Annotated in this window: 18 protein-coding genes; 11 read left to right on the forward strand and 7 right to left on the reverse strand. The window is 62.5% G+C overall.

Annotation, left to right across the window (positions count from 1 at the left end):
* The first annotated feature begins 1 nt into the window (after position 1).
* Positions 2-2,368: an EAL domain-containing protein gene (locus BBX50_RS00890; RefSeq protein WP_065773427.1), complete on the forward strand. Its 2,367-nt coding sequence runs from the start codon at positions 2-4 to the stop codon at positions 2,366-2,368.
* Between the two features lie 90 nt (positions 2,369-2,458).
* On the opposite strand, the gene iolG is transcribed toward BBX50_RS00890, so the two are convergent.
* Positions 2,459-3,451 (reverse strand): inositol 2-dehydrogenase, encoded by a 993-nt coding sequence (gene iolG, locus BBX50_RS00895; RefSeq protein ID WP_065773428.1) that lies wholly within the window; start codon positions 3,449-3,451, stop codon positions 2,459-2,461.
* A 344-nt stretch (positions 3,452-3,795) separates the two neighbouring features.
* On the opposite strand from iolG, the gene BBX50_RS00900 reads away from it, so the two are divergent.
* The gene (locus tag BBX50_RS00900) at positions 3,796-4,044 is read left to right on the forward strand and encodes a hypothetical protein (RefSeq protein ID WP_065773429.1); all 249 of its coding nucleotides are present in this window, start codon (positions 3,796-3,798) and stop codon (positions 4,042-4,044) included.
* A gap of 3 nt (positions 4,045-4,047) precedes the next feature.
* On the opposite strand, the gene BBX50_RS00905 is transcribed toward BBX50_RS00900, so the two are convergent.
* A complete protein-coding gene (locus BBX50_RS00905; RefSeq protein ID WP_065773430.1) occupies positions 4,048-4,497 on the reverse strand; it encodes a hypothetical protein in 450 nt (149 codons plus the stop codon).
* Between the two features lie 120 nt (positions 4,498-4,617).
* Positions 4,618-5,589, reverse strand: coding sequence for a LysR family transcriptional regulator (locus tag BBX50_RS00910; RefSeq protein ID WP_065773431.1), 972 nt, complete (start codon positions 5,587-5,589; stop codon positions 4,618-4,620).
* Between the two features lie 286 nt (positions 5,590-5,875).
* Between BBX50_RS00910 and chvE the strand changes: the two genes are divergently transcribed.
* From chvE to araD, 6 genes are all read left to right on the forward strand, one after another.
* The gene (gene chvE, locus BBX50_RS00915; RefSeq protein ID WP_065773432.1) at positions 5,876-6,943 is read left to right on the forward strand and encodes a multiple monosaccharide ABC transporter substrate-binding protein; all 1,068 of its coding nucleotides are present in this window, start codon (positions 5,876-5,878) and stop codon (positions 6,941-6,943) included.
* 99 nt (positions 6,944-7,042) lie between these two features.
* A complete protein-coding gene (mmsA, locus tag BBX50_RS00920; protein ID WP_065773433.1) occupies positions 7,043-8,578 on the forward strand; it encodes a multiple monosaccharide ABC transporter ATP-binding protein in 1,536 nt (511 codons plus the stop codon).
* Positions 8,578-9,786 carry a multiple monosaccharide ABC transporter permease gene (gene mmsB, locus BBX50_RS00925; RefSeq protein ID WP_065773434.1) on the forward strand — a complete coding sequence of 403 codons (1,209 nt, stop codon included), beginning with the start codon at positions 8,578-8,580 and terminating at the stop codon, positions 9,784-9,786. The genes mmsA and mmsB overlap by 1 nt, the downstream gene beginning before the upstream one ends.
* Positions 9,787-9,956: 170 nt before the next feature.
* On the forward strand, positions 9,957-10,952 hold the full coding sequence (gene araD1, locus BBX50_RS00930; protein WP_065773435.1) for an AraD1 family protein: 996 nt from the start codon (positions 9,957-9,959) through the stop codon (positions 10,950-10,952).
* 58 nt (positions 10,953-11,010) lie between these two features.
* Entirely contained in the window at positions 11,011-12,444 is a 1,434-nt protein-coding gene (locus BBX50_RS00935; RefSeq protein WP_065773436.1) for an aldehyde dehydrogenase family protein, read from the forward strand.
* A gap of 55 nt (positions 12,445-12,499) precedes the next feature.
* Positions 12,500-14,245: an L-arabinonate dehydratase gene (gene araD / locus BBX50_RS00940; RefSeq protein ID WP_065773437.1), complete on the forward strand. Its 1,746-nt coding sequence runs from the start codon at positions 12,500-12,502 to the stop codon at positions 14,243-14,245.
* Between the two features lie 225 nt (positions 14,246-14,470).
* Here araD and BBX50_RS00945 read toward each other — a convergent pair whose 3' ends face one another.
* The 4 genes from BBX50_RS00945 to BBX50_RS00960 all read right to left on the reverse strand — a co-directional run bounded on the left by BBX50_RS00945 (position 14,471) and on the right by BBX50_RS00960 (position 19,042).
* Complete coding sequence (locus BBX50_RS00945; protein WP_065773438.1) at positions 14,471-15,325, reverse strand: transglutaminase family protein; 855 nt, start codon at positions 15,323-15,325, stop codon at positions 14,471-14,473.
* Positions 15,326-15,340: 15 nt separating this feature from the next.
* A complete protein-coding gene (locus BBX50_RS00950) occupies positions 15,341-16,279 on the reverse strand; it encodes an alpha-E domain-containing protein (protein ID WP_065773439.1) in 939 nt (312 codons plus the stop codon).
* A 4-nt stretch (positions 16,280-16,283) separates the two neighbouring features.
* On the reverse strand, positions 16,284-17,678 hold the full coding sequence (locus tag BBX50_RS00955) for a circularly permuted type 2 ATP-grasp protein (protein ID WP_065791956.1): 1,395 nt from the start codon (positions 17,676-17,678) through the stop codon (positions 16,284-16,286).
* Between the two features lie 278 nt (positions 17,679-17,956).
* The gene (locus tag BBX50_RS00960; RefSeq protein WP_065773441.1) at positions 17,957-19,042 is read right to left on the reverse strand and encodes a YeiH family protein; all 1,086 of its coding nucleotides are present in this window, start codon (positions 19,040-19,042) and stop codon (positions 17,957-17,959) included.
* An 80-nt stretch (positions 19,043-19,122) separates the two neighbouring features.
* Between BBX50_RS00960 and BBX50_RS00965 the strand changes: the two genes are divergently transcribed.
* The 3 genes from BBX50_RS00965 to BBX50_RS00975 all read left to right on the forward strand — a co-directional run bounded on the left by BBX50_RS00965 (position 19,123) and on the right by BBX50_RS00975 (position 21,586).
* A complete protein-coding gene (locus BBX50_RS00965; RefSeq protein ID WP_065773442.1) occupies positions 19,123-19,992 on the forward strand; it encodes a LysR family transcriptional regulator in 870 nt (289 codons plus the stop codon).
* A gap of 77 nt (positions 19,993-20,069) precedes the next feature.
* On the forward strand, positions 20,070-20,525 hold the full coding sequence (locus BBX50_RS00970) for a GyrI-like domain-containing protein (RefSeq protein WP_065773443.1): 456 nt from the start codon (positions 20,070-20,072) through the stop codon (positions 20,523-20,525).
* A 182-nt stretch (positions 20,526-20,707) separates the two neighbouring features.
* A complete protein-coding gene (locus tag BBX50_RS00975) occupies positions 20,708-21,586 on the forward strand; it encodes a DMT family transporter (protein ID WP_065773444.1) in 879 nt (292 codons plus the stop codon).
* The last annotated feature ends 70 nt before the right edge of the window (positions 21,587-21,656 follow it).

Raw genomic sequence — 21,656 nt, forward strand, 5'->3', positions numbered from 1 at the left:
CATGTTTTCAGTGATTGCATGCATACGCGACGATCATGACTGGCGCCTTATTCTGGCTGCTGCGGTCGTCTGCCTTGCAGGCAGCGTTGCGACGATGCTGCTGCTATTGCGCGCCCAGCGAAGCGATGGAAGTCAACGCGGCCTGTGGGTCGCTGCCAGCGGTTTTGCCTGCGGCATCGGCGTCTGGTCGACGCATTTCATTGCGATGCTTGCCTATGACGGTGGGGTCCCGGTTGCCTATGGTACCTGGGGCACGGCCCTGTCGGTGGTCGTCGCGATCGGAGTTTCATGGCTGGCGTTTGCGATCGCGCTCCGCGGTCGCTTCGGCACTTCGATGGCCTGTGGCGGCCTTTTGCTCGGTGCCGGTGTTGCGGCGATGCATTTCACCGGCATGCAGGCCATCGAAATTCAGGGGCATATTTCCTATGCCCCCGAAATGACGGTTTCGGCTGTTCTGGCGGGAACGCTGCTGGCGGGTTTGGCCCTGCATGCCTTTAATGTCCTGCGGAGCGTGCGGCGCCTCGTTGTTTCGTCGCTGCTGCTGGTGCTTGCCATCTGCGCGCTGCACTTTACGTCGATGAGCGGCATCACCTTGGTGCCGGGAGCAGATGTCGCCGTTACCGGCACGATCCATCCCGCCTGGCTTGCGGGCGGAGTGATTGTCGCCTCGACAACGCTGATCGTGCTGGCCTTTGGCGCTCTGTTCCTCGATCGACACCTGACCGACCTGCGGGGGCTTGCCAATGCCTCGCTCGAGGGCATGGCGATCGTTTTCGATGGCGTCATCGTCGAGGCGAACGAGCGGTTCTCGGATCTCACGGGCCGGACGTTCTCGGCGCTTTCCGGACGAACGCCGGCGGAGATTTTCGTCTTTGGCGAAGAGGGGCTCGAAGGCCACAGGCGCGGCGACGGGCCCGGCGAGATCGATCTTCTGAATGCCGACGGGCGCACCATCCCCGTGGAGTTCATGTGCCGGACGATCGAGTACCGTGGCCGGGAATGCGAAGTGATCTTCGTGCGCGACCTGCGCGCGCGCAAGGAAGCGGAGCGGACGATCGAGCATCTTGCTCACCACGATGCCTTGACCGACCTGCCGAACCGCGCATTTTTTGACCGGCGGCTGGCCCAGACGCTGGCGGCAGCGTCCAGCAGGAACGACGAGCTTGCGATCCTTTGCCTCGACCTCGACCGCTTCAAGGCGGTCAACGACATCTTCGGTCACGGCGAAGGCGACCGCATCCTGAAGAAGGTTGCCGATATCCTGCGCCAGGCTGCCGGGGAACAGGACACGATCGCCCGGCTCGGCGGCGACGAATTCGCGGTCATCCAGGTCGGCGGCAAGCAGCCGGAGGCGGCACGTCAACTGACGGACCGTATCCTGGCGCTGTTTGCCGCGGAAATGGACACCAATCGCGACCCGACGGCGGTCGGCGTCAGCATCGGCGCTGCGATCTTTCCCGTCGACGGGCAGGTCGCGGATCAGTTGCGCAACAATGCCGATATCGCGCTCTACCGTGCGAAGCAGAGCGGCAAGGGCATCGGCTGCTTCTTCGATCGTGCGATGGATGCGGCGGTGCGCACCCGCCGGCAGATCGAGAACGACCTGCGCCATGCGGTGCTTCGTCGTCAGTTCTTTCTCGAATACCAGCCGCTGGTCGAAGTGCAGAGCGACCGGATCATCGGCTACGAGGCACTTTTGCGCTGGGACCACCCGCAGCGCGGACTGATCGGGCCCGACGTCTTCATCCCGATCGCCGAGGAAAGCGGCTCGATCATCCAGATCGGTGAATGGGTGCTGGAGCAGGCCTGCATGGAAGCGGCCAAATGGAATGAACCGCTGCCGATCTCCGTCAATGTTTCGCCGGTGCAGTTCCTTTTGCCGAATCTCTTCGACCAGGTCGCTGGTGTATTGCACCGGACCGGTCTCGATCCGTGGCGCCTGGAACTCGAGATTACCGAGGCGGCATTGATGCACAATCGCGATGATGTGCTGGCGGTGCTGGTTCGACTGCGCATCCTCGGCGTCCGGATCGTCATGGATGATTTCGGCACCGGCCATTCTTCGCTGAGCAACCTCCAGACATTTCCCTTCGACAAGCTGAAGATCGATTGCAGCTTCACCGCCGCGCTTGAAAAGGACCCTTCGGCGCAGGCGATCGTCAGGGCAATCATCGCGCTCGGCCACAGTCTCCGGCTCGCGGTCGTCACCGAGGGCGTCGAAACGGAACGGCAGAGGCAGATCCTGGCGCAGGAAGGCTGTCTGCAGATCCAGGGGTTTCTTTCGGGCCGGCCGGGTGCCGCCCCCAGCATCGGTCGGGAGGCACAGGCGACCTCAAGGCAGAAAGTGCCGGCGCGCGCCGACGGCTGAGGTGTGCGTCAAGGGTTGGAAGAGTGACTGCAGCAAAAAGGCCGGGCATGTGGCGCCCGGCCTTTTGTTGTTATCTTGGCGACAGCGGCGTTACGCGACGCTGATCTGGCGCTTTTCGGCAACGGACTTCACGGCGGCGTCGGCGAGCGCAAGGGCTGCGAGCCCGTCCTTGCCGGACGGCGTGATTTCTGCGCCCTTCTCGATCGCGGCGATGAAGCTCTCGATCTCGTTGGCATAGGCTTCCGTGTAGCGGGTCATGAAGAAGTCGTGCAGTGGCGGGCGGGTATAGCCTTCGCCATTGGCGATCTCGATTGAGACCGGGCGCTGGTTTTCAGCCGAGACGACGCCCTTCGAGCCGTGCACCTCTATGCGCTGGTCGTAGCCATAGGTGGCGCGGCGGGAGTTGGAGATGATCGCCTGCTTGCCGGACGCGGTCTGCAGGATGACCGAGACGCTGTCGTAGTCGCCGGCTTCGCCGATCGCCTTGTCGACGAGCACGGCAGCGGTTGCCGTGACCGAAACCGGCTCTTCGCCGAGCAGGAAGCGCGCCATGTCAAAGTCATGGATGGTCATGTCGCGGAAGATGCCGCCCGAACGCTTGATGTAGTCAACCGGCGGCGCGCCGGGATCGCGGGAGGTGATGGTGACCATTTCGACGTCGCCGATCTTGCCGGCGTCGATCGCCTTTCTGACGGCCATGAAATGCGGATCGAAGCGGCGGTTGAAGCCGACCATCAGCTTGGCCTTGGTCTCGTTGACGACCTTGAGGCAGGCCTTGACGCGCTCGACGTCGAGATCGACGGGCTTTTCGCAGAAGATCGCCTTGCCGGCACGGGCGAAGCGCTCGATGAGGTCGGCATGGGTGTCGGTCGGGGTGCAGATGACGACCGCGTCGATGTCGTCGGCCTTTTCGATCGCCTCGATCGTGCGCACGTCGCAGCCATAGGCCTTGGCGATGGCATCGGCCGCGGCGGGGAAGGCGTCGGCCACGGCGACGAGCACGGCGTCCGGATTGCCGCTGACGGCTTTCGCATGAACCTTGCCGATGCGTCCGGCGCCCAGAAGACCAAATCTCACTGTCATCTCTGTTTCTCTCGAATTCCGGTTCGTAACCGGGAAGGGGCGTGATGATCGGCGCTCATCGCGCAAAGGCGCCGCGGAATGCTCTATCCGCGAATGGGTCGAAGAAATACCGCGATACGATTGCGCGATCCCATGCTGCGCTGGCGTCTCTCCCTTGATGCCTCCACTCTCAGCCGGTCAATCCGCGCCACTGTGTTCGGAATGAATTGGCCGATGCGATAAATTTCAGAATTTTTATTCCATTTTTGTGTCGCCCGTCAAGGGGAGCGAGCACTCTCGGGCTTGCCGTTGCCGATGAACTTCCCGTAAATGGGACGCTCTAAACAAGGCCGCCAGAGGACAGAATGCTCAAATTCATCGACCCGGACCATCCCTTCTACCGCCCGCTGTGGATCCGTCTGCTGATCGTCGTCTTTTGTGCCGTCTGGACTGCGGTTGAATTTCTTGGCGAGCAGCCGCTTTGGGGCATGATCTTCCTGGCGGTTACAGCCTATGCCTCGGCGGCACTGCTGGTGTTTTACAAGCCGAGCGAAAAGGTGGAAGGCGGCGAGAAAGACGAAGGCAAGGACGGTCAGGATGGTACTGCAGGCTGACGGTCAGGGCGCTGCGCCGGCTTGGCGGATCTGGCGCGCGGCTTCATCAATCAGCATGTTGGCAAGTTTCATCCGGATCGTCGCGTTGGCGCGGAATTCCGGCGGCAGGCGGTCTGGATGGTTCTCGGCGGCAAAGATTCGCCTTCGTGCCGCAAGCGTCACCGCGGTTTCACCGTCGGTGAGGGCCAGTTCCTCGGCCACTTCGGCAAGGCTCGTCCGGCCAAGATGATCCGGCATTACGGGTGGAGGTGGCGGTTCGACGAAGGCAGCGTCGAGATAGGCGCGCTCGACGGCGCCGAAGGCGGTAAGGCCGACGCTTTCTGCCGCAAAGGCCGGCGCAAACGCGGGCAAACGCGGCGCCGCGGCGTGCGCGTCATCCGGCGATGTCTGCTCGCTATCTTCTTCTGTCTTCAGCCGTTCGAGCACCGACTGAAACACCGACATTCCAAACATGCGGCCTCCGACTGCCGCGGCACTATGGCGCTCGGAGATTATCCCGGGCTGATCAACTTGATCATGCCCGGGCTGGTCACGTTGATCATGCCCGGGCTGATCGCATCATGCCCGGACTGATCACGCGCGGCCTTGCTTCAGGATCAGGTCGTAAAGCAGCTTGGCGCTTGGCGGCAGCGCGCGGCCCTCGGCGGTGATCAGGCCATAGGGCTTGATGCGGATCGGGATTTCCGTCTTCAGGATACGGATCTCGCCGGCCGGCGTGCCGTTGCCGGCAATCAGGTTGGCGACGTCGAGCGCCACCGGCGCGATCGCATTGGTGTTGCGCACGATCGACAGCGTCAGGATGATCGATGAGGTATTGATGACAGTTGCCGGCAGCCTGACGCCGGCCGACATGAAACTGTCTTCAACGGCGCGGCGCAGAAGCGTGCCGGGCGGCTGGAACACCCAGTCGTAGATGGGCAGGTCCTCGGCGCCGACAATGGGCTTGTCGAGCAGCGGATGACCGTCGCGCACGATCAGGCACACCTCTTCGTAGCCGATCTCCACCATGTTGAAGAGCCGCGGCGGCTGGTCGTCCGGGATGCGGCCGATGATGAAGTCGTGACGGGCGGCGAGCAGTTCCTTTGCCAGCACGTTGCTGTTTTCGATCTGCACGTTGATCTCGATGCCGGGATAGGCGGTGATGACCTGGCGGATCGCGGGGACGGCAAGATTGAGCGCCGGGCCGGTGACGGAGCCGAGCGACACCGAGCCGCCGCTACCGGTTTTCAGCTCGTTGATTTCGCGCGAGGCTTCGCGAAGCTCGAGGAAAATGGTGCGCGCGCGCCTTGCCAGCGCCTCGCCATAAGGGGTCAGCTCGACGCCGCGGGCGACGCGCTCGCACACCGGTGCCTTCAGCATGATCTCGATTTCCGAGAGCATGCGCGAGGCGGCAGGCTGTGACATGCCGAGCGCTTCGGCGGCGGCGCTGATGCGCCTGTGATCGTCGATCGCGAGAATCAGCCGGAGGTGGCTGATCTTCAATCCCGAGCGGAAGAGTGCTGAATCGAAGAGTTCTCCTGATGCACCCGGCTTCTGGTCGCGCATTTCCAAACTTTCTCGTATTCCTTGGTTTTCAAGGATTTTCAAAAATCACACTGTTTGGGCATGCTATATCATTTTTGGTATATCTTTAAAGCTATATTGCATTTGACAGTTATATGTTTTGATTCCAGTTTTTGCTCATGTGCCAGCGCGTGTGGGAGCATGCGAGGCGGGGAGGATCTTCCTTCACCTTGATCTGCGGCCGGAGACGAAGATCTCGGGCGGCGGATTGCTGCGCATAGACGGGAAGGCATAGCCTGCCGGCTTCAACTTTTTTGGGAGAGAACTGATGAAACTGATGACTTCGCTTCTCGCAGCTGCCGCGATTTCGATCGCGTCCTTCGCTGCGCCGGTGTTTGCGCAGGACAAGGGCACGGTCGGCATTTCCATGCCGACAAAGACGTCGACCCGCTGGATTTCCGACGGCGAGACGATGGAGAAGCTGTTCAAGGACGCCGGCTACACGCCGGACCTGCAGTTCGCTGACGACGACATTCCGAACCAGCTTGCCCAGATCGAGAACATGGTGACCAAGGGCGCCAAGGTTCTGGTCATCGGCGCCATCGACGGCACGACGCTTTCCGACATCCTGCAGAAGGCCCATGATTCCGGCGTCAAGGTCATCGCCTATGACCGCCTGATCCGCGACAGCGGCAACGTCGACTACTACGCCACCTTCGACAACTTCCAGGTCGGCGTACAGCAGGCGACCTCGCTGGTTCAGGGCCTCAAGCTCGATGGCGCCACCGAGCCGAAAAACATCGAACTCTTCGGCGGTTCGCCAGACGATAACAACGCCTTCTTCTTCTACGATGGCGCGATGTCGGTCCTGCAGCCGCTGATCGACAGCGGCAAGATCGTCGTCAAGTCCGGCCAGAAGGGCATGGACCAGGTCGGTACGCTGCGTTGGGACGGTGCCGTTGCTCAGGCCCGCATGGAAAACCTTTTGTCTTCGAACTACACCGACGCCAAGGTCGATGGCGTGCTGTCGCCCTATGACGGTCTTTCGATCGGCATCATCTCGGCTCTGAAGGGCGTTGGCTACGGCTCGGGCGACATGCCGATGCCGGTTGTCACCGGCCAGGACGCCGAACTGCCGTCGGTCAAGTCGATCCTTGCCGGCGAACAGTATTCGTCGATCTTCAAGGACACGCGCGAACTCGCCAAGGTAACGGTCGGCATGGTCAACGCGATCATGGAAGGCAAGGAGCCAGAGGTGAACGACACCAAGACCTATGAAAATGGCGTCAAGGTTGTTCCGTCCTACCTCTTGAAGCCGGTTGCCGTCGACAAGTCCAACGTCAAGGACGTGCTCGTCAGCTCGGGCTACTACACCGAAGATCAGATCAACAACTGAGCTTTTTGAACGGGAAGGGGCCTGTGCAACCGCGCGGGCCCTTTTATCCAGATGACGGAGCCGGTACTCTCTTGCAGACTGCCGCTGGAATGACTGAACATGGACAATATCATTCTTGAAATGCGGGGCATCACCAAGACGTTTCCGGGCGTCAAGGCGCTGGACAATGTCAGCTTCAAGGTCCGCGAAGGCGAAATCCACGCGCTCGTCGGCGAAAACGGCGCCGGCAAATCAACGCTGATGAAGGTGTTGAGCGGCGTCTATCCCGCTGGCACCTATGAAGGCGAGATCCACTACGGTGGCGAAGCGCGTCGCTTCTCGACGATCTCCGACAGCGAAGACCTCGGCATCATCATCATCCACCAGGAACTGGCGCTGGTGCCGCTGTTGTCGATCGCCGAGAACATCTTTCTCGGCAACGAAATCGCCAGCAACGGCGTGATCCATTGGCCGCAGACCTTTGCCCGCACCCAGGAGCTCCTGAAGAAGGTGGGCCTCAGCGAGAGCCCGGCGACGCTGATCACCGACATCGGTGTCGGCAAGCAGCAACTGGTCGAGATCGCCAAGGCGCTTTCGAAGAAGGTGCGGCTCCTGATCCTCGACGAGCCGACCGCCTCGCTCAACGAGACCGACTCCGATGCGCTTTTGAAGCTGCTCATGGAGTTTCGCACCCAGGGCATGACGTCGATCATCATCTCGCACAAGCTGAACGAGATCCGGAAGGTCGCCGACCAGATCACCATCCTGCGCGATGGCGGCACGGTCGAGACGCTCGACTGTCATAGCGAAGACATCGGCGAAGACCGGATCATCAAGGGTATGGTCGGCCGGGCCATGGAAGACCGCTATCCGCCGCGCGAGCCCAAGATCGGCGAGACGCTTCTGGAGGTGAAGAACTGGAACGTCTTCCACCAGCAGCACCGCGACCGGCAGTTCCTGCACGATGTCAATTTCACCGTGCGTGCCGGCGAAGTCGTCGGTATTGCCGGTCTGATGGGGGCCGGGCGTACCGAGACGGCGATGAGCCTCTTCGGCAAGTCCTGGGGTCACAAGATCACCGGCGAGGTGAAGATGCGCGGCAAGCCGGTCGACGTCAGCACCATTCCGCGGGCGATCGATGCCGGTCTTGCCTATGTCACCGAGGACCGCAAGCAGCTCGGTCTCGTGCTGATCAACAACATCAAGGAGAACACGACGCTCTCCAATCTCAAGGCGGTCGCCTCGAGCGGCGTCATCGACGATCGCAAGGAGGCGAAGGTCGCCTCCGACTATCGCTCGAAGCTGCGCATCCGCTCACACTCGATCTATCAGGAAACGGTGAACCTATCAGGCGGCAACCAGCAGAAGGTCGTGCTGTCCAAATGGCTGTTCACCAATCCGGAAGTTCTCATTCTCGACGAGCCGACGCGCGGCATCGATATCGGCGCGAAGTATGAGATCTACACCATCATCAACCAGCTTGCCGCCGAGGGTAAAGGCATCCTGATGATTTCATCGGAAATGCCGGAGCTGCTTGGAACCTGCGATCGCATCTACGTCATGAACGAGGGCCGCATTGTCGCCGAGCTCTCGAAGGCAGAAGCGAGCCAGGAATCCATCATGCGTGCCATCATGCGTTCAGGGGAGAAACACTAATGGTCGCCGATACGAGCACCCAAAACAACAAGCCCTCGATCGGGGACTATCTCAAGAACAACATCCGCGAATACGGCCTGCTCGTCGCACTCGTGGTGATCATGCTGTTCTTCCAGTTCGTGACCAACGGCGTGCTGTTCAAGCCGGTCAACATCACCAATCTGGTGCTGCAGAACTCGTTCATCGTCATCATGGCGCTCGGCATGTTGCTGATCATCGTCGCCGGGCACATCGACCTGTCGGTCGGCTCTATCGTCGCCTTCATCGGCGCGATCTCGGCGATCATGCTGGTGAAATGGGGCCTGCCGGCCTTCGTCGTCATTCCCGCCTGTCTTGTCGTCGGCGGCATCATGGGGGCGGCCCAGGGTTATTGGGTGGCCTACCAGAAGATCCCGTCGTTCATCGTCACGCTCGCCGGCATGCTGGTCTTCCGCGGGCTGACCTATGTGGTGCTCGGCGGCCGTCCGATCGGCCCGTTCCCGAAGGAATTCCAGCTTCTCTCGACCGGTTTCGTCCCCGACTTCCTCTATTTCCTCAACCCGGCGCCCGAGCTTATTCAGAACATGGTGGCGCTTCTGGCGGTGGTCGCCCTTGTCGGCTACGCCATCTATGCCGGCATTCGCGATCGCCGGATCAACGAGCAGCACGGCACCGAGAACGAGCCCTTCATCTTCTTCGCGATCCAGATGGCGGTCATCGCCGTCGTCGCGCTGTTCATCGGCTTCCAGCTCGCCACCTATCGCGGTCTGCCGAACGTGCTGATCGCCATGGCCGTGCTGATAGCGCTCTACACCTTCATCACCACGCGCTCGACGATCGGTCGCCGCATCTATGCGATGGGCGGCAACGTCAAGGCCACCAAGCTCTCGGGCATCAACACCGAACGGCTGACCTTCTACACCTTCGTCAATATGGGCGTGCTGGCGGCCCTTGCCGGCATGATCATCACCGCCCGCCTCAATTCGGCGACGCCGAAGGCCGGCGTCGGCTTCGAGCTCGACGTGATTGCGGCCTGTTTCATCGGCGGCGCCTCGGCGTCCGGCGGTGTCGGCAAGATCATCGGTGCCGTCATCGGCGCCTTCATCATGGGTGTGATGAACAACGGCATGTCGATCATGGGTATCGGCATCGATTACCAGCAGCTGATCAAGGGTCTCGTGCTGCTCGCTGCCGTGTTCTTCGATGTCTACAACAAGAACAAGGGTTGAGGTGAAAGCCATAAGACCCGGCGTGAACCAGTAACATTCACCGGCAGCCGCGGCTGCCAGGATCGGCGGCTCGGATCGCCGGAATTGGGTGGCGCGAGCCACCCACGGGGACGCTTTTGCCTTGAGAAGGCGAAGACCGTGACCCCAACGACGACAGGAAGGACAGGATCGTGCTGATTTCGCAGGTCAGGAACGAAGACGGATCGATAGTGGTGGCGGTGCGTTTGCCCGGCGAGGCAGCGCATGCGGTCAAGGGCGCGACAAGCGTCTACGCGCTGGCGCTGGAAGCGGGCAATGCCGGGCGGAGCCTGAAGCAGACGATCGAGGCCAAGGGGCTCGGCGCTGCCGTCGACCTCGACAGAGCCTATGCGGAGGGACGCTTCCTGCCGCCGATCACGCATCCGGATCCGGCGCACCTGCACCTGACCGGTACGGGGCTCACACACTTGGGCTCGGCAGCGACCCGCGATGCCATGCACAAGAAGACCAGCGAGGCGGCCGAGGAAACGCTGACGGACTCGATGAAGATGTTCCGCATGGGGCTCGAGGGCGGCAAGCCGAAGGCCGGCGAAACCGGCGTCCAGCCGGAGTGGTTCTACAAGGGCAACGGCACATCAGCCGTGGCGCCGGGTGCCGCACTCGTTTCGCCGTCCTTTGCCGAGGACGGCGGCGAAGAGCCGGAAATGGCCGGCATCTACGTGATCTCCGACAAGGGTGTGCCGTTCCGCATCGGTTTTGCCGTCGCCAACGAATTCTCCGATCACAAGACAGAACGGGTCAACTATCTCTGGCTGGCGCATTCGAAACTCCGGCAGGCGAGCTTCGGCCCGGAAATCCGCATTGGCGTTGCGCCTGAGGATATCCGCGGCATGTCGCGCATCCTGCGCGGCGGCAAGGTGCTCTGGGAAAAGCCGTTCCTGTCGGGCGAAGCCAACATGTCGCACAGCTTCGCCAATCTTGAGCATCACCATTTCAAATACGGGCTGTTTCGCCAGCCGGGCGACATCCACGTGCACATGTTCGGTACGGCGACGCTGTCCTTCGGCGACGGCATCCGCACCGAGGAAGGCGACGTGTTCGAGATCGAGGCCGATGGTTTCGGCCTGCCGTTGCGCAACGCGCTTGCCATCGCCGCGGACGAGCCGGTCGCCGTTCAGCAGCTCTGACCGCAGCGACGGTCCCCAGCGGGTGGGTATGCGCTGATATCAAGGAGGCCTTGAGGCCATGACATTGCACCAGAACCTGATTGCCGGCGAATGGGTCGGTGGTGACGGGGTTGCCAACATCAACCCGTCCAACACCAACGACGTCGTCGGCGAATATGCCCGTGCGTCTGCCGACGATGCGCGGGCGGCGATCGCCGCTGCCAAGGCGGCGTTTCCTGCCTGGTCGCGCTCCGGCATCCTCGAGCGCCACGCGATCCTGCGGAAAGCCGCCGACGAGATCCTTGCCCGCAAGGACGAACTCGGAAAGCTGCTGTCGCGCGAGGAAGGCAAGACGCTGGCCGAAGGCATCGGCGAGACGGTGCGTGCCAGCCAGATCTTCGACTTCTTCGCCGGCGAATGCCTGCGATTGGTCGGAGAAGTGTTGCCATCGGCGAGGCCCAATATCGGCGTCGAGATCACCCGCGAGCCGGTCGGCGTCGTCGGCATCATCACGCCCTGGAACTTCCCGATCGCCATTCCCGCCTGGAAGATCGCGCCGGCGCTCTGCTATGGCAACACCATCGTCTTCAAGCCGGCCGAGCTGGTGCCCGGCAGTTCCTGGGCCATCGTCGACATTCTCCACCGCGCCGGCCTGCCGAAGGGTGTGTTGAACCTGGTCATGGGCAAGGGCTCGGTCGTCGGCCAGGCGATGCTCGACAGCCCGGATGTGCACGCCATCACCTTTACCGGCTCGACCGGAACCGGCAAGCGGGTCGCGATGGCTTCGGTCGAGCACAATCGCAAGTACCAGCTGGAGATGGGCGGCAAGAACCCCTTCGTCGTGCTCGACGATGCCGATCTTTCGGTGGCGGTCGAAGCCGCGGTCAACTCCGCCTTCTTCTCCACCGGTCAGCGCTGCACCGCGTCGTCGCGCATCATCGTCACCGAGGGCATTCACGATCGTTTCGTTGCCGCCATGGGCGAACGCATCCAAGGTCTCGTCGTCGACGACGCGCTCAAGGCCGGCACCCAGATCGGTCCTGTCGTCGATGAGAGCCAGCTCAACCAAGACACGGACTACATCGCCATCGGCACCCAGGAAGGCGCCAAGCTCGCCTTCGGCGGCGCGCTCCTGACACGCGACACGCCCGGCTTCTACCTGCAGCCGGCCCTGTTCACCGAGGCGACCAATCAGATGCGCATTTCCCGCGAGGAGATCTTTGGGCCGGTCGCAGCCGTCATCCGCGTGAAGGATTACGAGGAGGCGCTCACTGTGGCCAACGACACGCCGTTCGGCCTGTCCTCGGGCATCGCCACCACCAGCCTCAAGCATGCGACCCATTTCAAGCGCAATGCCGAAGCCGGCATGGTGATGGTCAACCTGCCGACGGCCGGCGTCGACTTTCATGTGCCCTTCGGTGGCCGCAAGGGATCATCCCACGGTTCACGCGAGCAGGGTCGCTACGCCGCCGAATTCTACACAACAGTCAAGACGGCCTACACGCTCGCTTGAGCGCGCGCCGTTACGGGCCCTGCGTGACTGCGCGGGCCGCATAAGGAAAGACAAGATGAAGAAGAAAGCTGAGTGGCCGCGCAAGCTGCGTTCGCAGGATTGGTTCGGCGGCACGGGCAAGAATGCCATCATGCATCGCTCCTGGATGAAGAACCAGGGTCTGCCGGCCGACACGTTCGACGGACGACCGATCATCGGCATCTGCAATACCTGGTCGGAGCTGACGCCCTGCAATGCGCATCTGCGCGACCTTGCCGAGCGGGTAAAGCGTGGCGTCTATGAGGCCGGCGGCTTCCCGGTCGAATTCCCGGTGTTCTCCGTCGGCGAGAGCACCTTGCGCCCGACCGCCATGATGTTCCGCAATCTGGCGGCCATGGACGTCGAAGAGGCGATCCGCGGCAATCCGGTCGATGGCGTTGTGCTGCTCGGCGGCTGCGACAAGACCACGCCGAGCCTGCTGATGGGCGCTGCCAGTGTCGACATCCCGGTTATCCTCGTTTCCGGCGGCCCGATGCTGAACGGCAAGTGGCGCGGCGAGGATGTCGGCTCGGGCACGGCGATCTGGCAGTTCTCGGAAATGGTGAAGTCCGGCGAGATGTCGCTGGCGGAATTCATGGATGCGGAGCAGGGCATGGCCCGCTCGGCCGGCAGCTGCATGACCATGGGCACGGCCTCCACCATGGCCTCGATGGCCGAGGCGCTCGGCATGACGCTTCCCGGCAATGCGGCGATCCCCGCCGTCGACGCCCGCCGCCGGGTGATCTCCCAGCTCTCCGGCCGCCGCATCGTCGACATGGTCAAGGAGGACCTGAAACCCTCGGACATCCTGACGAAGGAAGCCTTCGAGAACGCCATCCGCGTCAACGGCGCCGTCGGCGGTTCGACCAATGCCGTCCTGCATCTGCTGGCGCTTGCCGGCCGCATCGGCGTGGACCTCAGCCTTGACGACTGGGACCGCCTCGGTCGCGACGTGCCGACGATCGTCAACCTGCAGCCATCGGGCAAGTACCTGATGGAGGAATTCTACTACGCCGGCGGTTTGCCTGTTGTCATCAAGGCCGTGGGCGAAATGGGTCTCCTTCATAAGGATGCCGTGACCGTCACCGGCGACACGATCTGGAACGACGTCAAGGATGTGGTCAACTACAACCACGACGTCATCGTGCCGCGCGAGAAGGCCCTGACCAAGTCGGGCGGCATCGCGGTCCTGCGCGGCAATCTGGCCCCGAAGGGCTGCGTGCTGAAGCCATCGGCCGCCTCGCCGCACCTGATGCAGCACAAGGGCCGTGCGGTCGTGTTCGAGAGCATCGAGGACTATCACGCCCGCATCAACCGCGAGGATCTCGACATCGACGAGACCTGCGTGATGGTGCTCAAATATTGCGGTCCGAAGGGTTATCCGGGCATGGCCGAGGTCGGCAATATGGGGCTGCCGCCGAAGGTGCTGAAGAAGGGCATCACCGACATGATCCGCATTTCCGATGCGCGCATGTCGGGCACCGCCTATGGCACCGTCATCCTGCACACGGCACCGGAAGCAGCCGATGGCGGCCCGCTGGCGCTCGTTCAAAACGGTGACATGATCGCAGTCGACGTGCCGGCCCGTACCATCCATCTCGACGTTTCCGACGAGGAACTGGCCCGCCGCCGCGCGGCCTGGGTTTCGCCGGTAAAGCCGCTTTCCGGCGGTTATGCCGGTCTCTACGTCAAGTCCGTAATGCAGGCCGATACGGGTGCGGATCTCGACTTCCTCGTCGGCCCGCGCGGGGCGGAGATCCCGATGAACCGCGACAGCCACTGATGCGTTGATGCTTGCGCCAGCGGGCGAGGGGCAGGCCTTGCGGCCAGGCAGTTCCCTCGCCATCTGCCTTGACCCGCGCGAGAGGGGACTTGTCCCTACGCGGGGTGATCGCCATGCGCCGTTTGCCGCGAGCCTCCTTCGCCCCGCCTGCGGGGAGAAGGAGGCCGGCAGGCCGGATAAAGGGCGCGCGCTCGCTTCAAATTGCGGCGTCGATGCCATTCACCTTCATTGGCTCTGTGTCTGGCTCTGATCACCGTGATCTTGGCGCTGGCTCTGTGCTTGCTGCTGCTGCTCGACAGTCACCGATACTTTCAGCGTTTCCTTGGCCTCGCCATGGATCAAGCCGGAAATGGGAGCGGCGTCGCGGTAGCAAAGACCGGAGGCGATCCGGACGTAACGATCGTCAGGGCAGATCTTGTTGGCGGCGTCGAAACCGACCCAGCCGAGCCCGTTGAGGTGCACCTCGGCCCAGGCATGGCTGGCGGTCTGATCGGGCTTCCCCTCCGTCATCAGGTAGCCCGAAATATAGCGCGCCGGCAGATCGAGCGAGCGCGCTGCCGCAATCAGGATATGGGCGTGATCCTGGCAAACGCCGCTGCCGCTTTCGAGCGCATCCTCGGCCGTCGTCTCCGCATGGGTCTCGCCGGGCTTGTACTCCACGGCGTCATGGATCGACGCCATCAGGGCGTGCATGCGGGCGAGGTCGGTCTCACCCTCGGCGGATTTGGCCAGTTCCCGAACCAACTTGCCGGCCTTGGTCAACGGCGTTTCGCGAGCATAGAGCCAGAGCGGCACGTAGGATTGGTGCGGGCCGAAGACGCCGGCACGATCCTCGGTATGAACTTCGCCCGAGGCGGTGATGCGGATCGCTTCGCGGTCGCCGTCGACGCTGACGAGATGGACCCGGTTTCCGAAGTGATCGTCGTAGCTCACTTCGATCGCAGCGCCATCGACGAGCGTCTGCCAGCCGAGCACCGTCTGGCCGGCCTGGGTGAGCGGCGTCAGCCGCAGGCGCTGCAGTGCGTATTGCACGGGTTCGTCATAGTGGTATTCGGTCGTGTGGCTGATCTTCAGGTGCATGCCATCCTCCCGAACTCAGTTGAACCTATAGCCGTCGGAGATTTCCTGTCCCAGACGATTGTTGTGGCTGATGAAGTCTTCCAGATATTCGTGCAGGCCCTCGTCCATGATGTCTTTGATCGACTGGCTGCGCAGCGACGCGAGCGTGCGGTCGGCCGTGTCGTGGGCTGCGTGGCGCTCGCCATACTCCCGTTCGAGATAGCCGAGGTTGCTGGCGATCTTTTCGTAGCAGTAGGCAAGCGAGCGCGGCATGCGGCCGTTGGAAATCAGGAAGTCGGCGATGTTGGCGGGGCGAAGCTCGGCATCGTAGACCCAGCCATAGGCGCGATGCGCCGAGACCGAGCGCAGGATCGATTCCCACTGGACATTGTCCATCGACGAGCCGACGGCGGCGACGGCCGGCAGCAGCACGTAATACTTCACATCGAGGATGCGGGCGGTATTGTCGGCCCGCTCGATGAAGGTGCCGATGCGCGAGAAGTTGAAGATCTCGTTCCGCAGCATCGTGCCGTGGAAGGCGCCGCGGATGAGGCCGGCACGGCGCTTGATCGTGTCGATGATCTCCGGCATGTCGGTCGGGCGCGCCTTCTTGGAAAGGACCGCCTTCATCTCGAGGTAGCATTCGTTGGTCGCTTCCCAGGTCTCGCGCGTCAGCGCGGTGCGGACCATGCGGGCATTGTGGCGTCCCGCCTCGATGCAGGACATCACGCTCGACGGGTTGGCGCGGTCGCGCAAAAGGAAGTCGATCGCGTCGATGCTCGTCAGCGTCTCGTGCACCTCGTCGTAGAGCTCGCGCACGCCGGCACTTTGCAGCACGCCGTCCCAGTCGCCCTCCGTCGCCTCGCTGCGGGTCAGCGCCATGCGCAGACCGGCATCGATCAGCCGGGCGCTGTTTTCGGCGCGTTCGATGTAGCGGAACATCCAGTAGAGACCGTTTGCAGTTCTTCCCAACATGGTCTCAGTCCTCCAGCACCCAGGTGTCCTTGGTCCCACCGCCCTGGCTGGAATTCACGACAAGTGAACCAGCCTTGAGGGCGACGCGCGTCAGGCCACCGGGAATGATCTGCACCTTGTCGGAGACAAGGACGTAGGGACGAAGATCCACGTGCCGGGGCGCGATGCCCTTGTTGACGAGGATGGGCACGGTCGACAGCGACAGCGTCGGCTGAGCGATGTAGTTGGTCGGGCGGGCCTTGAGCTTTTCGGCAAAGACGGCGCGCTCCTTCTTGCTGGCGGTCGGGCCGACCAGCATGCCGTAGCCGCCGGAACCATGCACTTCCTTGACCACCAGCTCTTCCAGATGTTCGAGCACGTATTTGAGGCTCTGCGGCTCGGAACAGCGCCAGGTCGGCACGTTTTCCAAGAGCGGCTTGCGGCCGGTGTAGAATTCGACGATCTCGGGCATGTAGGAGTAGATCGCCTTGTCGTCGGAAATGCCGGTGCCGGGCGCGTTGGCGATGGTGATGTTGCCGGCGCGGTAGACGTCCATGATACCGGGGATGCCGAGGGCCGAATCCGGCCGGAAAGTGAGGGGATCGAGAAAGTCGTCGTCGACGCGGCGGTAGAGCACGTCGATTGCCTCGTAGCCGCGCGTGGTGCGCATCTTCACCTTGCCGTCGATGACGCGCAGGTCCGATCCTTCGACCAGCTCGACGCCCATCATGTCGGCGAGGAAGGCGTGTTCGTAATAGGCGGAGTTATAGATCCCGGGGGTCAGCACCGCCACACGCGGCTTGCCGCTGCAGCCGGGAGGGGCGAGCGACGCCAGGCTCTGGCGCAGAAGGTTCGGGTAGTTTTCGACCGGGCGCACGCGGTTCTGATGGAAGAGTTCCGGGAACATCTGCATCATCGTTTCGCGGTTTTCCAGCATGTAGCTGACCCCGGACGGTGTGCGTGCATTGTCTTCCAGCACGTAGAACTGGTCTTCGCCCGTTCGCACGATGTCGGTGCCGACGATGTGAGTGTAGACGCCGCCCGGCGGGCGGAAACCGATCATCTGTGGCAGGAAGGCGACGTTCTTCTCGATCAGCTCGCGCGGCACGCGGCCGGCGCGGATGATCTCCTGCTTGTGGTAGATGTCGTCGAGGAAGGCGTTAAGGGCGATGACCCGCTGCTCGATGCCTTGAGCGAGCTTGCGCCATTCTCGGCCGGAAATGATGCGGGGGATGAGGTCGAAGGGGATGAGCTTTTCGGAGCTGTCTGCGTGTCCGTAGACCGCGAATGTGATGCCGGTTTTCCGGAAGATGTTCTCGGCTTCCTTGGATTTCGCTATAAGCCGATTTCTGTCCTGGCTGGCATACCATTCATGATAGGTCGAATATGGCTGGCGCGGGCTGCTGTCCGCATTCATCATTTCGTCAAATGCCAAAGGCGTGGTCCCCTTATTTTTGACCATTTGAGTACAACGTTGGTTGCAATGCAAGAAGCGTGCTCAGTCGCCGGAAAAGAAAGTTGGCGCGGTTCCTGCCGCCCGATCGCGGCGAAAACTGCCCAATGACAGTGCAGTGACAACCGGCCGCCGAAAGGCGTGGCGAACGGGTGGCTGCAAAACATGCACATGCTCTAAAATTGAGCGGGCCTTTCGGTGTCGCAAATCCGGGTCTTGCACCACCCCGCTGTTGGCGGCGCTCTCTAGCCGAGACCCAGGCAGGCGATTGCCAGCGCCGACAGAATGCAGAGCATCAGCAGCGACAGCATGGCGGCGGCGCTCGCGCGCGGGCCGGCATCGGCGAGGGCGCGGATATCGACCTCGAGGCCGAGGGCGGCCATGGCGATGACGGTCAGCCAGGTGGAGATCTTGACGGCGCCCGTTGCAAGGGCATCGGGGATCGCGCCGCTGTTGCGGGCGATCGCGACCGCCAGAAAGCCGAGGATGAACCAGGGGACGAAATGAACGATGGTCGCCAGGCGCGATCCGTGGCGTGGGCTCTCGCCGGCCGCCGCGGCGGGCTCGGCACTATGGCCACCGATCAACGAAAAACAGAAGACGACGGGGCCGAGCATGAGCACGCGCACGAGCTTGACGAGCGTACCGACCTGGACGGAAAGCGGGCTGAAGGGGCTGGCCGCGGCCAGCACCTGGGGCACGGCATAGACGGTCATGCCGGCAAAGACGCCATAGCCCTGTGGCGTCATGCCGAGCCAGCCGCCGACGAGCGGTAGCGAAAGCACCACGGCGATGCCGAGGATGGCAGTAAACGAGATGGCGGCCGCGACCTCTTCGCCGCGGGCGCCGATCGCCGGGGCGACGGCGGCAATCGCCGAGTTGCCGCAGATGGCGTTGCCGCAGGCAATCAAGGTCGCGAGCCGCCTTGGCAGGCCAAGCAGGCGTGCGATCAGGTAGCCGGTCGCGATCGACAGCAGCACCATGGCGACGATGGTGACGAGCAGGGTGGGCCCGCTCGCGGCAATCGCATCGAAGCTCAGCATCGCGCCGATCAAGACGATTGCGGCCTCGAGGAGATACTTCGCGCAGAAATGAATGCCGGCGACGAAACGGTGACCGGGTGTCCAGAACGTGCGGACGATCGCGCCAAGCAGGATCGCCAGCACCAGCGCCTCGAGCCATGCCCGACCGGTCCAGCGCCACTCGACCCATTCAAGGCCAATGGCTGCAAGGGCCACGAGGCAACAGAGGACGAGGCCCGGAAGAGTGGATGCCAGGCGGGCGGTGACGGATGAAAAAGCGGAGCGGGATGGGGAATGCAATCTGGACATGGCCGCAACCTAGTCCGTTCCATGAATCAGTCTAACGGATTATTCTTGTCATTCTGATCGCTTTTTGCGATTGATTTGCCATGACACTCGATCAGCTTAGAATTTTTGTCGCCGTCGCTGAGCGTCTGCACATGACCAAGGCCGCCGAGGCGATGAACGTGACGCAATCGGCCGCAAGCGCCGCAATCGCGGCCTTGGAAACGCAACACGACGTGCGCCTGTTCGATCGCGTCGGCCGTGGCCTGACACTGACGGAGGCGGGCAAAGCGTTCCTGCCGGAGGCAAGGGCAGTTCTCGCCAGAGCGAAGGCCGCCACGACCTGCCTCAACGACCTCTCGCAGCTTCGGCGCGGCGAACTCTCGATTGCCGCCAGCCAGACCGTCGCAAGCTACTGGCTGCCGGCGCGGCTCGCCCGCTTCACCCACGACTATCCCCAGGTCGACGTCAAATTGACCGTGCGCAACACGGCCGTCGTTGCCGAGGCGGTGGAGGAGGGAACGGTCCAGCTTGGTTTCGTCGAGGGCAGGGTCGATGGCGTCAAGCTCGACCATCGTTGCGTCGCTATCGACCGCATCGCCGTCTATGCTTCGCCCGGCCACGCGCTCGTTGGTACCGCGATCGATCTGCAGATGCTGCTTGCCGCGCGCTGGGTCCTGCGCGAGGAAGGCTCAGGGACGCGGGCAATGTTCCTGCAATCGATGAGGGATCATGGAGCGGACGTTGACCGATTGAAGGTCGAGCTCGAGCTGCCTTCGAACGAGGCCGTCCTGACGGCAGTCGGGAGTGGCCCCTTCGTCACTGCCGTCTCCCGGCTTGCGGCCCAGCCCTTTGTCGACAGCGGCCGGCTGGTCGAGTTGCCGTTTGAGCTGGCAGAGCGCAGTTTCGAATTGCTGACGCATCGCGAACGGCAATTCAGCCATGCGGCGCGAGCCTTTGTGGAACTGCTTTGAAGTGCGTGCATTGTCGTTTGTAATGGCCAGGGGCATCGCCGTTCGACGATGCGCGTGTTTCGCTGGAAGAGGTAGCGATGGTGTTCGAAATTGTGCAAAGACCGGCTCAGCGGGTAGCCGGCGCCTTCTGGGAAGGAACGTTCGGCGAAGCAGCCGACGGTGCTGTGCGCCGGCTGATTTCCGAGATGCAGGCCCATCATCGGCACATGCATCCCGGCGACCATGCAACCCTTGTCGGCCTTTCCTGGAATGATCGCCCGGACGGCTTCCGCTATCTGGTCGGCTACGTTTCCAAAAAGGCCGAGGCGACGGTTCACCCCGGACATGTCGACCTGCCGGCCATGCGTTTCGTCACCGCCCTGCATCATCCGGAAAGCGGCGACGTCTTTGCCCACTACCAGAAAATGTTCGACTGGATCAGGGCCGAGGGACACGCGGTCGATACTGCCTTGCTGCACTATCGCGAGGAGTATGAGCCCGGCTTCGTGTCGCTGTCGCTCTCCTCGCTCAGGCTGATGGTTCCGATTGGCTGAACCTTTCCATCAGAAAAATTGCTTTGACCATCAACGTTTCCGCATCTACTTGCGTGAGTGCTCAATTCGTCAGGATTTGAGCCGAAATCATCCGGCAGATCAAAGTATTACAGCGACTTGAAGCCGCCTTCGAGGAGTGGGCTGTAGACTGCCAGTCTGCCACCGTCGTCCGGATACCCGTCATGCTCGCCCGTCTGGCTCCCGCCATTTTCGTTCTGCTTTGGTCGACCGGCTGGGTCGTTGCGAAATACGCCGCCGTCTATGCCGATCCGCTGACCTTTCTGGTGTTGCGCTACACGCTGGCGATCGTGCTCTTTATCCTCTTCTGCGTTGTGACCGGTGCACGGTGGCCAAAGTCCTGGACAGTGGCCGGCCATGCGGTGGTGTCGGGCATGTTTTTGCACGGTCTCTATCTCGGTGCGGTGTGGTGGGCGATCGGCGAGGGCGTGCCCGCCGGCATTTCCGGCATCATTGCCGGCCTGCAGCCGCTGATGACGGCGGTCGCGGCGGCTTTCGTGATCGACGAGAGGCTGAGCACGCCGCAGAAGCTTGGCCTCGTCCTCGGTTTCTTCGGCATTGCGCTTGCCGTCCTGCCGAAGGTGCTGGCGATCGATACCGGCGCGACGCCGATCCACATCCTGCCTGTTGTCGTCAACGTGCTCGGCATGGCTGCCGTCACCTATGGCACGCTCTATCAGAAGCGCCATCTGCAGAGTGGCGACATTCGCACCATCGCAGCGCTTCAGTATCTCGGCGCACTGATCGTGACGATCCCGCTTGCCCTGATGCTGGAGGATCTGCATGTCACCTGGAACCTCCAGGTCGTGCTTGCGCTCGCCTGGTCGGTGCTCGGCCTTTCCATGGGGGCGATCGCGCTGCTGCTCTATCTCATTAGACGCGGCCAGGTGTCGCGCGCAGCCTCGCTGATCTATCTGGTGCCGCCACTCGCCGCCATGCAGGCGTGGCTCTTCTTCGGCGAGGCGCTGACGCTGCCGATGGTCATTGGAACGGTCATCGCCGTTGCCGGCGTCTATCTCACCAATCGCAAACAGCAGGCATGAAGCATGTCGCGCAAAAGTGTGCGGCGGTTTTGCGATAACGACATGCGAACAACCAAAACGAAAACGGCGG

It is taken from the genome of Ensifer sp. LC11 (assembly GCF_001695835.1).
Taxonomy (GTDB): domain Bacteria; phylum Pseudomonadota; class Alphaproteobacteria; order Rhizobiales; family Rhizobiaceae; genus Ensifer.